Below are 15,321 nucleotides of genomic sequence, written 5' to 3' on the forward strand. Positions count from 1 at the left end.
TACTGGTGCGGCATATTTGAGAAGTCTATTGTAGAAGGACAAATTATTTGACTAAAATAGTAGATTGTGTGCCATCAATCTAAATCTTTCTAGGTTTCTTGTTCCAGCAATTTTTATAACTCAATGCCAGATATTCTAAAAATTAGATACTGAATGCTTACATATCACCTGTGCTGCTATTGAAAGGTTAGCCAAAATATAGTCAGCAATCCCGAAACGAGACATTTGGGGCTGAGACTGATTACCCTGATCTATCAAAATCGTTTTACACCCTGCACTATGTATGTCCAGCTTCTACATCACTAAGATTATCGCCAATAAACCAAGAATTTGCTAAATCTATATTTTGTTCGCTAGCTGCACGTAAAATCAAGCCTGGTTTTGGTTTACGGCATTCGCAAGCAATTGCATACTCAGATATTACACCATTTGGATGATGGGGACAGTAGTAGAACCCATCTAGCGATAGATCCGCTTTTTCTAATATTTCATTCAATCGCGCTTCCACTCCCACCAAGGCAGATTCTGGGAAATAATCCCGTGCTACTCCCGACTGGTTAGTAATCACAATTAATTTATATCCAGCTTTGCTAAGTATTTGTAATCCTTCAATAGCACCGATTTTCATTTCGATTAATTGCGGATCAACATTGTTTGGTACATTTTCGATTAAAGTGCCATCTTTATCTAGAAATATCGCCGGCATTTGAGATTGCGAATTTAATTTGTTAGTTCGATGCCAAATTTTCTGATTTTCCAAGAAGTATATTTCCCCATCTTAAATCTAATACCACTTGCAAAAGACGACAACAGGTTGCCGCGTCTCCCGTGAGCGATCGCGTCCAGCATTATCGCACAGTATAAAACTCGCCAATATAATAAAGGAAGTATAGTCATTAGAACAGTGGCGAGATTTGATATGGAGTGCATCACTTCCAGGTTATTATCTTTATAATTTGCTCTTGATGAAGTAAAATCGCATCAAATCAACCCAAAACATCTTTACTACTTTTAAAATTGGGATTGTCGGTATCTTAACTTTAAGGGCTTGTGGCATAATGAGCAATATTCCCACGGGAGAAAAATCATTGTTGAGGTAGATTGAATGCCTGTTACCTACGAACTTAGAGATTATCAACATCAGTGGATAAAAGATATTTGGAATTCTTGGGAGAATGGTAATAGGCGAGTGCTTGCACAACTCCCGACAGCCGCCGGGAAAACGGTGTGTTTTGCACATATTTCCCATAAATTCTTTGACCAAGGAAAGCAAGTTTTAGTCATTGCCCATCGGATTGAGTTGATATCTCAAGCTGCCGAAAAGCTAGAGCAAATTATCGGTGAACCAGTTGGGATTATCAAAGCAGGTGTTCTGGCTAATCCCGAACGGAGAATCCAAGTTGCTAGCGTTCAAACGTTGAGCAGACGAGAGGTATTAGAGTTACCAATGAACATTGGACTTTTGATATTAGATGAGGCGCATCATGCAACTGCTTTATCTTATCGGCGATTAATTGAACATTATGAAAGCGCCCAAATATTAGGTGTAACTGCCACTCCCCAGAGGATTGACGGTCAAGGTTTTGTTGATTTATTTGATGATTTGGTTATTGGCATTGACACTGCTCAATTAATTCAGGCTGGGTATTTAAGTAACTTTCGATTATTTGCAACGAATCAAACTATTTCGACTCTTGGAGTTGCAAAATCTCGTGGGGATTTTAGAGCCAAAGAGCTAGCAGTTGCTGTCACTAGCCAGATTGGGGTTAGTGAAATCCTTGAGAATTACTTTAAATATGCACGAAATCTTCGTACAGTTATTTTCGCCTGTAGCTTAGAACATTCTCGTGCCCTGGCTGCGGAATTTTCTCGTAATTATATTAGTGCCGAACATTTGGATGGGAAAACTCCCCCACAAGAGAGATTAGAAATATTGCAGCGTTTTCGCAATGGTACTACCCAAGTAATTACTAATTACGAAATCTTAACCGAGGGCTTTGATTGTCCTAATATTGAGTGCGTTTACTGTGTCCGTCCAACTGAAAGCTCTACCCTTTGGCTACAAATGCTGGGGCGGGTTCTAAGAACTTATACTTTAAAACCAACTGCGGTAATTATTGATATTACCGATAATTGGAAAAAACATGGGCTTCCTGATGAACCACGCAAATGGAGTTTATTGCCTAAAACTATATCAGAAATGCAAAACAAAGGTTTAATCCAATGTGAGCATTGCACTCATATTTTTAAACCGCTAACTGATGAATTAGCTAATTTTAATGCCGAAGTTGACGAGGATGGAGTGCTGATTCAATATCACCAAGCTATTTGTCCAAGCTGTGGTGAAACGATTGATTTTACTACTATTGAGAGTCCTGCAAAGCCAAATTTTAGCAGAATCCGACTTAGACAGGGTTTTAACCTTGCTCTTACAGAAATTGACCTTTCTGTTTCTGCTTACAGATTAGACTTAGTTACTGATACCCTAAAAAAGCAAGGTTTACGGGGTGCGAGTCCCACTAAAATTTATAGCGCCATTTTCATCGCTTTTATTGAAAATATTACTAAATTTACTCTTGGAGATTGGCGCGAGATCGTTAAAATGGTTGAGCCATCCCAATTAGCAATTACCAAAAAAGCATGGGAATTGTACAAGGAAGCTTTTGAACGGCATAAGAATCGCATCTTGGCTATGTCTTTTGTTGAACAGAAAAAGCTAAAACAACAAGGCAGTAGCAATGTGGCGACTAATGTAACGACAATAGAAGCCCTTGGGCAGTTAGAGAATAGTATATTCTGGGAACCAAAACCACAGGAAAAGTCATCTAAGTTCAAAAAGAATTTAGGCGATAGTTATTTTAAAATGAAGTACAAATCACAATGGAAAGAATCCTTAACTTACTGTTCAATGCTAACAGGTGATTTTTTAAATATAAATGCTGGACTATTCCATGTGGAAACCAAAGATGTATATGTAAATATCTGTATTGAGGTTAGAGAACTTCCTGGGCTGAAATCAAAACTCACAGAGATTTGTGATCCCGCAGAGATTGAATATGCCTTTACTCAAGGGTTTGGGAAGCTTGCTAAGATCATGTTCCGGTTAAGTTGATTCCCAATGTTGGGTCAGAATTAACTTAATAATTTTCTAAATATTCATTTGCCTCCTTTGATGCCAACATCCTACCATCTGGGTGTAAGTTGAAATCAACCCCTGGCTTGAAACCTCCAAGAAAATAGTTTTTGAGTCATGCTTGTCGATACATCCTTTACGGCTTGTTGATAACTTTCTTTACCTACGTATTCTTGCAAGAACCAAACAAAATTTGCTCCCCTCTACTTGTACAAGAGCTTCTTTGAGGATTATTGTCTCATCCTCTAATTGTGCTAGGCTTAGGATTTTTTGAATTTCTTGCAGATTTTGACAAGAAATCGCTTCTATCAATTGCTGTTTTAGGAGTTCATTTTGCGAATTCATTTATCTCAATGCTCAACAGTACTTCAGTGCGTTAACTATTGTATAGTGACTAATTAACGTTGAGACAAATTCGTATCATCAAGTTAAGCCTTACCCACAGGAAGAAGCCCCTTATAGAATAAGCTAAAATATTAAACAAAATCAGTCCAACTTTCGCCTAAAAAACGGAGGACGTTGCTAATAAAGGTTAAAGTAAAGTGCTTTTTTTCAATCAGTTAAAATACTCAAAATAACCTTAATAAAAATTTTGACAGATCCCTTGCTGGTTCTAAAATGAAATTTGACTTCATCGCTGACACGCCTCAGTTTATGCAAAACTTTAGACAAGATATAAATGCCAGAGCTTCTATGGATTTGGAACAGCGAAAGACTTGGTATTCTTCTGTTGCTGATGTTTATTACAACGCAAGACCACACTATCCAAAGGAATTAATTGATCGGTCTGTCGCTTTAGCCCAACTTGACTCAGATGCGTCGATTCTTGAGGTTGGTTGTGGTCCAGGAAATGCGACGGTGGCTTTTGCTCAATTTGGTTTTTCAATGACGTGTATTGAGCCAAACCAGGATTTTTATCATTTGGCACAACACAACTGTGATCGATATCCAAAAGTTACAATTTGCAATACTTCATTTGAGGAGTGGGAACTAGAAGCAAAACAGTTCAATGCGGTTTTAGGAGCCAATTCCTTTCACTGGATACCGCCAGAGATTAGATATACCAAGGTAGCATCGGCAATGTGCGATAACGGTTTTCTTATTTTGCTATGGAATCTGACCCCAGAACCGAAATACGAAATTTACCAAGTTCTAGAGGAAGTGTATCAAGCTTATGCTCCCTCATTTGCCCGATATGACGGCGCAGTAGTTCAAGCGGAGGTTTTGAGGGGTTTTGAACAAGAGATTTTAGACTCCAATTGTTTTCAAGAGTTGGTTGTCGAGCAAACCGCGTGTGAAGTCACCTATAGCATTGATGACTACCTCAAGCTTTTGATTACCTTGCACAGAGTAGAGCCACAAGCCAAAGAGTTACTATGCGTAGGATTGCGAGAGAAGCTAGAAAAATTTGGAGATAGCGTACAACTTGAGTTTCTTTCTGCTGTTCATGTTGCCCGCAAAGCACCTGTGAGAGTTTAGGCACAAGCCTTGAATAAATCAGCCCAGCCGTCGCTTTCACCTTGAGGGCTTTCATCACTGAATTTCTCTAAGCTGTCGCCCATATAACTTGCACTTTTTAGGGTCTGCAACGAATGGCACGCTTGTTAAGCTGAATAGTAGGCAGCGTAAGGATTGCATAGGGAAATTTCTAAATATCTGAACACAATTGCCTAAAATTTCTTCTTTCTCCCCTGCTCCCCTGCTCCCCTGCTCCTCTGCAATCCTTACGCTGCCTCAACGATTTTCCCTTTACAAGCGTGCCATTCGGGTCTGCAACAATTGTTAACTCTGTAATGAAGAAGGAAAATTACAGATACGACAGCTTACTATTATTTCTTACCTACTTGCAACCGTCCTTTTGTACCTTGTGTCACCTTCGCTTCTGACTCTGACTTACTAGAATTGACCATTTTCACCAAGTGCTGATTTAGATAACTCTGCGCCGAAATATACAAACTTTCCCAAATCTCTTGATTGCGGCTGATTTTTGTACCGACTGTATTACCTGCTGTTTTCTCCGACACCAAATATTTGCGGAAATAGTTATTCCACAAGTGTTGCAGGAAATCTTCAGCGAATTCGTTAAACGGCAGAATCCATTTATAGTCTTTGTCCAAAAATACCCGATAGGACGCAATTATCGGTAATGCGAGGTCAGTTGGCGCACCAAACCCGAATGAATACTTGCTGTCAGGCAACAACGTCGTTTTACGTATATCAATTGATGCTAGGTCGTTAGCACCCTTTCTTCTGGGGTTGCTGATATAGTCTTGGATTATTTCGTAGAGTCTTTGCTCTATCCACAGAGCATGAGTTAGTAGAGGCAAAAGTGCAGTTAATCTTTCCCTTTCTGCATCTGTGATGTTACTCGGAAGACTCATTCCTGCTGGGTGCTTGGTTCGTTTATTGCCGTCTGGGTTGTATTTATTTCTATCGAGGCAGTAAAGGAGCTTCAGCAAATGGGTGACATTGCACTGGGCATTTCTGGGAGCGCCGCTTTGGTTTTGATAATAGGCAATGCGGAATTTTCTATCTTCTTTCTGTTCTAACTGAGCTAAATACTGCTTGATGAATTTGTAATCACCCCTAGCATTCACTTTGGAACGAGAATCTACTGGTGTTGTAGTATTTGAAGCTAGGGCTATATCTTTGGCTGATTCTTCACTCAATCCGATGTGGATCGTAACTTTTACTCTGGCTTCGGTTAGGTCATATTTGTAATTTTTCGCTTGCTCAAATGCTAAAACTGTATGCCCTCCGTTGATAATGCCATCACTACCGCCCTCGTTGGCTTCTAAGACTTCTAGCTCCAGTTCAGTTTTGTTCTTGACAGGTTTAGCAATATTCGCTGACAGAACGATTCCACTGTGACGAGAGAAGAATTTTTCGGGTTCGGTTGTCAGTGAATCGAACATTTGTCTGTAGGTCGCGCTTTTGCGGTTTGGTTCCCTGATGTTTGGTTCTAGCGGTAGGTCTGTTGGAAACGAATCTACATGGGCGGTGGCGATGATGCAGTTTGGGTTAGCTTGAAAATAGTTATCTATCTTAATATTCCAAGTCTTGGGCATAGTTTGTTTTCGTTAAATTCGTTTTGGACTTATGGAGAAAGGAGAGGATAGGTCTATTGGGCGATGCTCAATCTCATTGCTGGGTATCGGTTGTGGGCGATTGATAAATTTGACACAATTCGGAAATAGTACTCACCGTTTCTAGCCCTGAAAGAATTGCTCTTAATTGCTCCACATCTTCAATTGTTGAAATGGATGGTAACAGGCTTAACCCAACAGTCCCAAATCTCAGTTTTAACCCTAATTCAATCCCTTCTAGTAGTCCTAACCGAATACCACTGCGTTCAAAAGAAGTAACATACTGCATACGTTGCTCTGCCTCCAATTGTTCTACTTCAAAAAGGAACTCTCTTTCTAAATCTGAGGGGAGTGTCAATACCCAGTCTACAAAAGCCAACAAGTTTAGAACATCCTCACGTTCAAACCCCTGCTGGTAAAGTCTCCGCACTAAACTTAGTTTCTGCTGCTTACGTTGTAACCTGTCGCTAAGAGTTTGTACTGCTGCTAAATGTGCCATCACCACAGTCGCCAAAGGGTTACGGCTGGCTTCTAGCTCAGACTGACGTTGTTGATAGTCTAACAATTTGACAATTGGAAACTGAAACTCTACTTTAGTGCCAAACAACTCGTAACCAAACCGATTTGGTCGCCAGTTTACCTGCTCATCACCCAGAATTGCCAAGGATGCCACCGATCGCTTATATCTATCGTAGATGCGGTAGTTATAGGTAAACATCCTTTCGCTAAAGTCTGACTCTGACTGGGATTGGATTTCTAAATGTATCAGTATCCAGGATTCTTCGCCACCAATGCGGTATATTTTTACCAGTTTATCTGCAAGTCTTTTCCCTAGTTCGGCATCACGCACTACCTGCTCTAATTCTTTGTCCAAGAACTCAGGCTGTCGTGTCCAATCTATTTCCCTATGTGCTTGCGGAAAGAAAAACAGCATGAAATCTTCAAAATAAAGTTGTAGTATCTGTTTCCACGGCGAATCATATTCCGTTTGGGGGTTGATATTGGTCATACTTGTTCCAGAACGAACTCACGCCCCTGATTGTATTACTACTTGTGAGCCAGTGTATGATTTGAGAATTGTGTTGAAGTTGCTTACCAATTAATCTTAATCTGGGAAGTTTTCTTAATCCTACAGATAAATCGAAGAAGAAAATATGTTTGATGTGAATTCATTAGAGTTACTTTTTACCAGTTTGAGTTAGGTTGGGCGAATGAGCGCACTGCTTCACTCACCCAAGAGACAACAAATCATCCAGCTATGTCTTTACCACTCTCATAATTCATCGCTCTGGGTTTCCTCTTGCCTATAGGGACTAATTTCGATTGCTTGGGAGGTTGAGGCGGACGGCATTGCTCACAGTAGAGCGGTCGCACACCAAAGGTTTCTCGTTGTGTGGGTTGTTCACACTGCTTACACACAAAGTTGAAAACGCGAGTATGAATTTCCCGCTTGTGCGCTCTGACGGTATACTCTCGGACATCGATTGTTTTGCTGGACATTGATTAGTTTTTTAAGTTGCTATTTATAAATATAGTTTCTTGTTTTTGACTAATAGTATAGCCAGAGCATCATCTTCATGATTAAAACAAGGATAATTGCCCTGGGGAAATATTACCTTTACGTCCGTGATGATACTAGAGCGAGAAATCAATCTAAGCTAATCGGCATTTAAGTTGCATAAAAGCAGGGCTTCAGCCCTGACTATAAGCGAATCATTCTGGAAAAATGAATGACGATTAACTTAATTAAGATACTCCTTAATATCACTTTTTTGACGGCGAAGAATAGAGAGCGCTTTATATTCAAGCTGGCGAATTCTTTCTCGGCTTAAGTTAAGGCGTTCTCCAATTTGAGTTAGGCTCAGTTGATGGTCATTTTCTAGCCCGAAACGTAGAGTTAGTACTTCTCGTTGTATTGGAGCTAAGGATGCTAGCAACTCTTTAATATTCTGGCGCATTAGTGAAGAATTTAATTCTTCCAAAGGGGAAATCTTTTCGTCAGCTAAAAGTTCGCTTAATTCTGTTTCTTGTTCATTCCCAACGCGCATTTCTAGCGAAACTAACTTTCGGTCTGCTTGAATATATTCTCGAACCTGCTCTGGTTTAACCTTTAATTCTTCAGCAATTTCTACTACAGTTGGTTTTCGACCCAACGACTGGGATAATTCCCGTTGTATTTTCTTGATTTTATTCAGTTTTTCGTTGATATGAATCGGCAAACGAATAGTTCGTGATTGTTCTGCGATGGCACGTGTGATTGATTGAGTAACCCACCAATAGGCATAAGTTGAAAGTTTGTAGCCCTTGTTTGGATCAAACTTTTCAACGCCACGGTATAAACCGAGTGTACCTTCCTGGATCAGATCAAGAAATTCTAAGTTTCGGTTCTGGTACTTTTTAGCGATCGCCACCACCAGCCGTAGGTTAGCAGTCACCATTTTCTGCTTTGCTCGTTCCCCTTGATGAAGAATTGACTCCACTTCAGCTTCGCTTTGCCCAAGTGAGGTAGCTAATTCTCTTGTGGTTGGTTCTCGGTTTAGTTGAAGTGCGAGGCTTGAGCGCTGTTCTTCAATCGCCATCATCTGCTGCAACGCCCTTGCGTTTGTAATTTCTTGCTCAGGGGTTAGCAGAGAGTAGCGTCCGATTTCTTTGAGGTAGGAGCGCACTAAGTCGGTAGTTGGGCTAGGCATACTTTCAATTAATTGTGACGACTACTTTTATTTTTCGTTTGAATAGAATCTTTTATTTCCAGAATTAGCTAACCAATCAAATCTTAACCATAGACTTCACCCAATGTTTATATTTGGGAAATAAGTTTATAAATATAATACTTTAAATCTTCAAATAGGTAAATACTAAAACCTACTTTATTTTGTAGCTAAGTTTTAAAGTAATAAAGAGATTTAGTTAGATTAAATCAAAGATACGCTACGCTAATTTTAGAGTGAAGTCCTCTCTTGAAGAGAGGATATGTTCAAATCCGCTTCATATTTGGACAAGGCTCAAAGACGCTTTGCGTAAATTAATTGAAAATTACAAATACTTAGTTGATAAATAATAATGGATATGCAATCTCTGCTCACTTTGACAATAGTAGCTATCTTTTGGGCATTCGTTACTCTCGTCATGTTCCAGTTCATTAACGGACTATTTGTATCGGCTGCTTATACTAGTAATGTGGTTTCTGTTAGCAATGGAAATATAGCCGCTTCTACAATCCCATCAGTATCAGAAGTAATCACACCACAAGCTCGGACTTTTGAAAAATTGCCAGATCCTTGGATGTTAGAGGATGAAGTCATTCATTGTACCAGTAATGAAGCAGTTATTCTCTCATTCCCTACATTGAGATTACTGCCTCCAGTTAAAGAGATTTCATCACAACCAAAACGTACTACTCGTTCCAATAAAGCTAACAATTCTGCCAACAAGTCACCGAAAACTAAAAAGGCTGATGTAAATTCTTCAGGCAAACGCAAGCCAGGTAGACCGTGTAAAGCTGGTTAATTCGCTTTTTAAGCCTCGGCTGATCACCGAAGAATAAATATCTGAACGTTCAAAGGTTTAAATGAGGCAATTACTTGCCTCATTTATTAATAAGAGAAAGGCTTCGCCATAGCAAAAGTGAAAAAATAATATTGTGAGTGATGCAATGGTACAGCAACTTTTCACTCAAGGTTTTCTGTTCGACTTCCAAACAGTATTAGATTATGGGCAATCAATATTAAGTGTTGGTCAAGAGCTTTTGAAAACACTACTTGAGAACCGCCCCCTCTCTACGAAAACTGTTCAAGCCCAGATGAATCGACACTTCCACGGTACTGCGGCAGAGGGCAGATGGCAGTGGAAAGATGCTTACGAAGCTGTGGAAGTGGCGCAAATTTTATATCTGCGTCAAAAAGGTTACAAGCTTTTATTAGAGTCGCCGCTAACAGTATTATTGGAATTGCAGAAGTTAGTAGCCCTTTGCCCAACGCAAACACGGCGCAGTGAAGAGTCAGTAAAGCTTCAGCAGTTCTCCACCCCTCTGCCGCTATCATTTCTGGTAGCCAAAGCAGGATTTATACAAGCTACTGATTTGGTGCTGGAGCCATCAGCCGGGACTGGTTTGTTAGCACAAATGGCTAAACTGCACAGTGCAAGTCTGATGCTCAACGAGCTTGCACCCGATAGATCGAAGATTCTGCGGCGATTATTCGCTGGTACACCACTATTCTCAGTAAACGCGGAACAAATTAACGACTATCTGGTTGGCAAGACTCAGCCCTCAGTTGTGCTGATGAATCCACCGTTTTCGTCGTCCCCGAAAATCAGCAGTCGCAACCCTGATGCCACCCCTCGCCACATCAACTCAGCATTGCAAAGGCTAGCTGACGGCGGACGACTGGTAACAATTACTGCTAACTGGTTTTCTCCGGCTAACCCAAGCTGGCGAGAGACTTTTGTTAGGTGGCACTCAGAAGCACGAGTTTTAATGTCAGTCGGGGTTAACGGCAAGGTGTACTCAAAACATGGTACGCAAATTGACACCAGAATCACAGTAATTGACAAGGTTCCGGCTGACTCCAGCGAAATACCTTGCATTACCGAAACTTTAAATCTGCCTGAAATACTGGCACTGATTCAGCAATTGCCTGGGCGTTCGTCTTTGACGTTGCCGCAGGCATCGCAATGGAATGCTGCAACTATTAAAGCTGCTGTCGTTGCAGCGAAGGTTGTTAAACTGCCAACGAAGCGTACAGCGATCGCTTTACCAGAACCCTCCGCAGAAATTCCAGATGTGGTTATTCTGGAATACGAAGTCGTCGAATGGTTTGCTACAGATGGACTCAAAGATACTTTATATGAAACCTATCGCCCACAACGAATCAGAATCAAGGACGCTTTACCTCATCCTTCCCTACTTTGCGAAAGTGCAGCCCTAGCGCTTGTCTCGCCACCACCACCCACTTACAAACCGCATCTCCCGCGAAACATTGTCTCACAAGGATTGTTATCTGAAGCACAACTTGAAAGCGTTATTTACGCAGGTCAGGCGCACGGTGAATTTCTTTCTGGGTCTTATATTGTCGATGATTCATGGGATAATGTGACTGTAGCGGCAACTGGCGAAGAAAATGCCGTAAAATTTCGTCGTGGCTGGTTCTTAGGCGATGGGACAGGCGCGGGGAAAGGAAGGCAATGTGCAGGAATCATCCTCGACAACTGGTGTCAAGAACGAAGAAAAGCCATTTGGGTATCAAAGAGTTCTGCTCTTATTGAGGACGCACGTAGAGATTGGTGTGCGCTCGGAGGTAGTGAAAAAGATATCATTGACCTGAGTAACATCAAACTTGGCGACCCCATCCCTTTCACCCAAGGTATTCTGTTCTGCACCTACTCAACTCTGCGCTCTCAAAAGAACGGCAAAAGTCGGCTTAAGCAAATCGTTGAGTGGGCTGGCATTGGCTTTGAGGGAGCGATCGCTTTCGACGAGTGCCACAGCATGGGTAACGCAATGGCACAAGAGGGCAAACTCGGTATGGTTGCAGCATCCCAGCAAGGCATTGTTGGGCTGAGGTTGCAAAATGCCTTACCCCAGGCACGGGTTTTCTACGTTTCTGCTACTGGAGCGACGAAGGTTTCTAACCTATCTTATGCAAATCGTCTGGGGCTTTGGCAGACGGGCGACTTTCCGTTTACCTCCCGTGAGGATTTTGTGGAATCCATTGAGGGCGGTGGTATCGCTGCAATGGAAGTGGTCGCCAGGGATCTCAAGGCTTTGGGACTGTATCTGGCGCGGAGCCTTTCCTTCGAGGGAGTTGAATATCAAACTCTCGAAATTGAGTTAACGCCGACTCAGGAACGGATTTATAACAGCTACTCCGATGCTTTTGGTGTTATTCATAATAATTTAGACAAAGCCTTAGAAGCTTGCAATATAACTGGCGCAAAAACGTACAATCGTGCTGCTAAGATGTCTGCCAACTCGCAGTTTGAATCGCACAAGCAAAGATTCTTCAATCATCTTCTCACAGGGATGAAATGTCCGCAGTTGATCAAAGCGATTGAGCAGGATCTATCCCTTGGTCTTGCTGTTGTCATTCAAATAGTTTCGACTAATGAAGAACTTTTGAAACGACGACTTGATGAAGTTACGGCTTCCGAATGGAAGGATCTCAATCTTGACTTGACCCCACGAGAATATGTCATGGACTACTTGATGAGTGCTTTCCCTGTTCATCTGCATTCCATTCATTCTGGCGTTGATGGAGAAGAAAGATCCGAGCCGGTCTTTGACGCTGATGGCTCTCCAGTTATTTCCCAAGAAGCTGTAGCTTTGAGAGATGCCTTAGTCGATAAGTTAGCATGTCTTGATCCAATCCCTGGCGCATTAGAACAATTGCTGTGGCATTTTGGTCACAAGCAAATTGCCGAAGTAACTGGTCGCAGCAAGCGAGTTCTGAAAGATGATTCAGGGCGTTTGTTCGTTGATTCACGGGGTAGTGGGGCGAATATTGCTGAAACTGCTGCGTTTATGCAAGGAGACAAACAAATCCTCATCTTCAGTGACGCTGGTGGCACAGGCAGAAGTTATCATGCTGATCTAAATGCTGCGAATCGTCGGCGGCGATCGCATTATCTGCTTGAAGCCGGATGGAGAGCAGACAATGCCATCCAAGGTTTAGGGCGATCGCACAGAACCAACCAAGCATCTGCGCCCGTGTTCAGACCAGTCACGACGAACGTTATAGGTGAACGCCGATTCATCAGCACTATTGCTCGACGGCTGGATAGCTTGGGCGCTCTGACTCGTGGTCAACGGCAGACGGGTGGCAATGGGATATTTGAAGCTAAGGATAACCTAGAATCTCAGTATGCAGAGTATGCCTTGTACGAACTGTTCAAGCAAATATTTCAAGGTCGATTTTACGAAGTATCTTTGGGGAAATTCGAGCAAATGACGGGTTTATCGCTGACTTCCCACGAAGGCGGGATGAAGATCGACTTGCCCCCATTACGGCAATTCCTTAATCGGCTGCTGGCTTTACGCATCGATATGCAAAACACCATTTTCGAGCGTTTTGAGTTGTTGCTAAGTCAACAGATTGAAGCAGCGATCGCGGCAGGGGTCTATGAGATGGGTGTAGAGACACTCCGGGCTGAACGCTTTGCTGTTGAGAGCCAGGAAGCTGTGTACACTCATGCTCAAACTGGTAGCGTCACCAATTACTTGAAAGTCGAACGCACCCAGAAGAACAACATTAAAACTGCTGACGAGATGTTAGAGTTCGCCACTCAATATCAAGGACGGCTCATGATCAACTCCAAGTCAGGCAATGCTGCTGTGTCAATTCCGACACATAGTATCTATGACGCTGATGGTGGTGTTGTACCAAGAGTGTTACTCGTCCGTCCCCAAAAAGAAACCCGTATACCAGTCAAGGATTTAGAATCTTCCACTTGGAAAGCGGTTTGTGTCGATGCGTTCGTCGCAGGGTGGTCTACTGAAGTAGACGCATTGCCCAAGTTCACTACCGATTATCTGCACTTAGTCACCGGTATTTTGTTGCCCATTTGGAAAATCTTGCCGCAGCACAATAGCCGAGTCTTCCGCTTGCAAACCAGCGATGGACAAAAGATTCTCGGTCGGGTAGTAAATGCTCAGGATATCCAGTCGGTGGCTGAACAACTCGGACTCAAGAACAAGCTATTAAGCCCACAGGAGTTAGTCTCTTTAGTGCTAAACGAAGGCTATTCCCAGCAGTTACCGGGTGGCGTAACTTTACGGCGTTCTTATATTGCCGCAGAACCTCGTATAGAGTTGGTTAATGCTATCTCACTGGCAGAGCGGCTTTTAGCTGCTGGATGTTTCACCGAGATCATCAACTGGAAAAAGCGGGTATTCATTCCGGTTTCAGACAAAGCACCAGCTATTCTAGCGGCTGTGATTGAAATCTTGGGATAAGTCAAAAGCTGATGTATTCATTAGATACATCAGCTTATTTTTTGCTCAAACAAGAGTGTGATGGTCTCACATTTTGCACCAAAAAAGGGGCAGATATAGCAGCTACGTCAAACTTTTCGGTCTACTGAAATTTGTACAACTTATTTTTACATAATGGTTCATTCAAATAAATACTCTTGTATGTCGTTTTGTCGATGGCGGAGAATACTTATAGCTTTGACCTGGATTTGACGAATCCTTTCTCGGCTAAGATTTAGCTGTTGCCCAATCTGAGCGAGATTGAAATGCTGATCGTTATCAAGCCCAAAGCTTAAAGTCAACACTTGACGCTGTATAGGTGTTAGTGGTTCTAAGAATTTAGCCACATCTTGGGATAAAAGTTCTTGGGTGAGCAGTTTTTCTGGTGAAACACCAACGTCTGCTAAAATTTCGCCCAACTCTGTCTCTTGCTCATCTCCAACTTGTTTATTTAAAGAGATAGCTGTACGAGAAGCGGCAAGATATTCTCGAAGCTTATCTGTGCTTAGGTTTAATGATTTTGCGATTTCTTCAGCAGTGGCATGGCGGCCAAGTTTTTGAAAGCTTTCTCGCTGCACTTTCTTGATTTTATTAAGTATGTCAGTGAGATGAACAGGCAATCTAATAGTGCGGGATTGTTCTGCAATTGCTCTTGTTATAGCTTGACTAATCCACCAGTAGGCGTAAGTTGAGAGTCTATAACCCCGATTGGGATCAAACTTTTCTATACCCCTTTGTAAACCGATTGCTCCTTCTTGGATCAAATCTAAGAATTCCAAATTCCGGTTCTGGTATTTCTTGGCAACAGATACTACCAGCCGCAGGTTAGCTGTCACCATTTTTTGTTTAGCCTTTTGACCAAGGTGTAGTGCTGATCTGACTTGTGTTTCGGTTTTTTCAACAGTGTTGGCTAATTCTGTCATTGTTGGTTCACGCTCTAGCTGTTGAGTGAGTTCATTTTTAGATTGCTCAATGGCAATCATTTCTTGTACAAGTCTTGCATAAGCAATTTCCTCGTCTGGTTTTAATAGAGGATACTTACCAATTTCTTGTAAATAGATGCGAACCATGTCTGAACTCAGGCTGGACATACAAAATCAACACTTTTTTAAACCAAGGAATTTAAAAGTATAAAT

The 15,321-nt window shown here is 41.9% G+C and carries 11 protein-coding genes; 4 read left to right on the top strand and 7 right to left on the bottom strand.

The features are described from left to right. Positions 1–277: 277 nt before the first annotated feature. Entirely contained in the window at positions 278–706 is a 429-nt protein-coding gene (locus FD723_RS38275; RefSeq protein ID WP_256875396.1) for an HAD-IIIA family hydrolase, read from the bottom strand. A gap of 14 nt (positions 707–720) precedes the next feature. Further along, positions 721–897 carry a hypothetical protein gene (locus FD723_RS38280; protein ID WP_179070370.1) on the bottom strand — a complete coding sequence of 59 codons (177 nt, stop codon included), beginning with the start codon at positions 895–897 and terminating at the stop codon, positions 721–723. Positions 898–1,105: 208 nt separating this feature from the next. Between FD723_RS38280 and FD723_RS38285 the strand changes: the two genes are divergently transcribed. Beyond that, positions 1,106–3,112, top strand: a complete 2,007-nt coding sequence (locus FD723_RS38285) for a DEAD/DEAH box helicase (RefSeq protein ID WP_179070371.1) — start codon at positions 1,106–1,108, stop codon at positions 3,110–3,112. Positions 3,113–3,751: 639 nt separating this feature from the next. After that, on the top strand, positions 3,752–4,612 hold the full coding sequence (locus FD723_RS38290) for a class I SAM-dependent methyltransferase (RefSeq protein WP_256875397.1): 861 nt from the start codon (positions 3,752–3,754) through the stop codon (positions 4,610–4,612). Between the two features lie 350 nt (positions 4,613–4,962). On the opposite strand, the gene FD723_RS38295 is transcribed toward FD723_RS38290, so the two are convergent. The 4 genes from FD723_RS38295 to FD723_RS38310 form a co-directional block, all read right to left on the bottom strand. Next, positions 4,963–6,201 (bottom strand): AIPR family protein, encoded by a 1,239-nt coding sequence (locus FD723_RS38295; protein ID WP_179070372.1) that lies wholly within the window; start codon positions 6,199–6,201, stop codon positions 4,963–4,965. A gap of 73 nt (positions 6,202–6,274) precedes the next feature. After that, complete coding sequence (locus tag FD723_RS38300) at positions 6,275–7,228, bottom strand: cytosolic protein (protein ID WP_179070373.1); 954 nt, start codon at positions 7,226–7,228, stop codon at positions 6,275–6,277. Positions 7,229–7,467: 239 nt separating this feature from the next. Next, positions 7,468–7,719, bottom strand: a complete 252-nt coding sequence (locus tag FD723_RS38305) for a hypothetical protein (protein ID WP_179070374.1) — start codon at positions 7,717–7,719, stop codon at positions 7,468–7,470. A gap of 242 nt (positions 7,720–7,961) precedes the next feature. Beyond that, positions 7,962–8,909: an RpoD/SigA family RNA polymerase sigma factor gene (locus tag FD723_RS38310; RefSeq protein ID WP_179070375.1), complete on the bottom strand. Its 948-nt coding sequence runs from the start codon at positions 8,907–8,909 to the stop codon at positions 7,962–7,964. 376 nt (positions 8,910–9,285) lie between these two features. Here FD723_RS38310 and FD723_RS38315 point away from each other — a divergent pair, with 376 nt between their 5' ends. Both FD723_RS38315 and FD723_RS38320 read left to right on the top strand, forming a co-directional pair. Further along, positions 9,286–9,726, top strand: a complete 441-nt coding sequence (locus tag FD723_RS38315; RefSeq protein WP_218651876.1) for a hypothetical protein — start codon at positions 9,286–9,288, stop codon at positions 9,724–9,726. Between the two features lie 145 nt (positions 9,727–9,871). Next, a complete protein-coding gene (locus tag FD723_RS38320; RefSeq protein WP_179070377.1) occupies positions 9,872–14,167 on the top strand; it encodes a strawberry notch family protein in 4,296 nt (1,431 codons plus the stop codon). 158 nt (positions 14,168–14,325) lie between these two features. Here FD723_RS38320 and FD723_RS38325 read toward each other — a convergent pair whose 3' ends face one another. After that, the gene (locus tag FD723_RS38325) at positions 14,326–15,276 is read right to left on the bottom strand and encodes an RpoD/SigA family RNA polymerase sigma factor (protein ID WP_179069404.1); all 951 of its coding nucleotides are present in this window, start codon (positions 15,274–15,276) and stop codon (positions 14,326–14,328) included. Positions 15,277–15,321: the final 45 nt, after the last annotated feature.

Origin of the sequence: Nostoc sp. C052, from assembly GCF_013393905.1 — a bacterium.
Lineage (GTDB): Bacteria > Cyanobacteriota > Cyanobacteriia > Cyanobacteriales > Nostocaceae > Nostoc.

Coding starts and splice junctions, on each gene's coding strand:
- FD723_RS38285 (WP_179070371.1), top strand. CDS start 1,106: ATGCCTGTTACCTACGAACTTAGAGATTATCAACATCAGTGGATAAAA.
- FD723_RS38275 (WP_256875396.1), bottom strand. CDS start 706: ATGCCGGCGATATTTCTAGATAAAGATGGCACTTTAATCGAAAATGTA.
- FD723_RS38305 (WP_179070374.1), bottom strand. CDS start 7,719: ATGTCCAGCAAAACAATCGATGTCCGAGAGTATACCGTCAGAGCGCAC.
- FD723_RS38310 (WP_179070375.1), bottom strand. CDS start 8,909: ATGCCTAGCCCAACTACCGACTTAGTGCGCTCCTACCTCAAAGAAATC.
- FD723_RS38325 (WP_179069404.1), bottom strand. CDS start 15,276: ATGTCCAGCCTGAGTTCAGACATGGTTCGCATCTATTTACAAGAAATT.
- FD723_RS38280 (WP_179070370.1), bottom strand. CDS start 897: ATGACTATACTTCCTTTATTATATTGGCGAGTTTTATACTGTGCGATA.
- FD723_RS38290 (WP_256875397.1), top strand. CDS start 3,752: ATGAAATTTGACTTCATCGCTGACACGCCTCAGTTTATGCAAAACTTT.
- FD723_RS38300 (WP_179070373.1), bottom strand. CDS start 7,228: ATGACCAATATCAACCCCCAAACGGAATATGATTCGCCGTGGAAACAG.
- FD723_RS38295 (WP_179070372.1), bottom strand. CDS start 6,201: ATGCCCAAGACTTGGAATATTAAGATAGATAACTATTTTCAAGCTAAC.
- FD723_RS38315 (WP_218651876.1), top strand. CDS start 9,286: ATGCAATCTCTGCTCACTTTGACAATAGTAGCTATCTTTTGGGCATTC.
- FD723_RS38320 (WP_179070377.1), top strand. CDS start 9,872: ATGGTACAGCAACTTTTCACTCAAGGTTTTCTGTTCGACTTCCAAACA.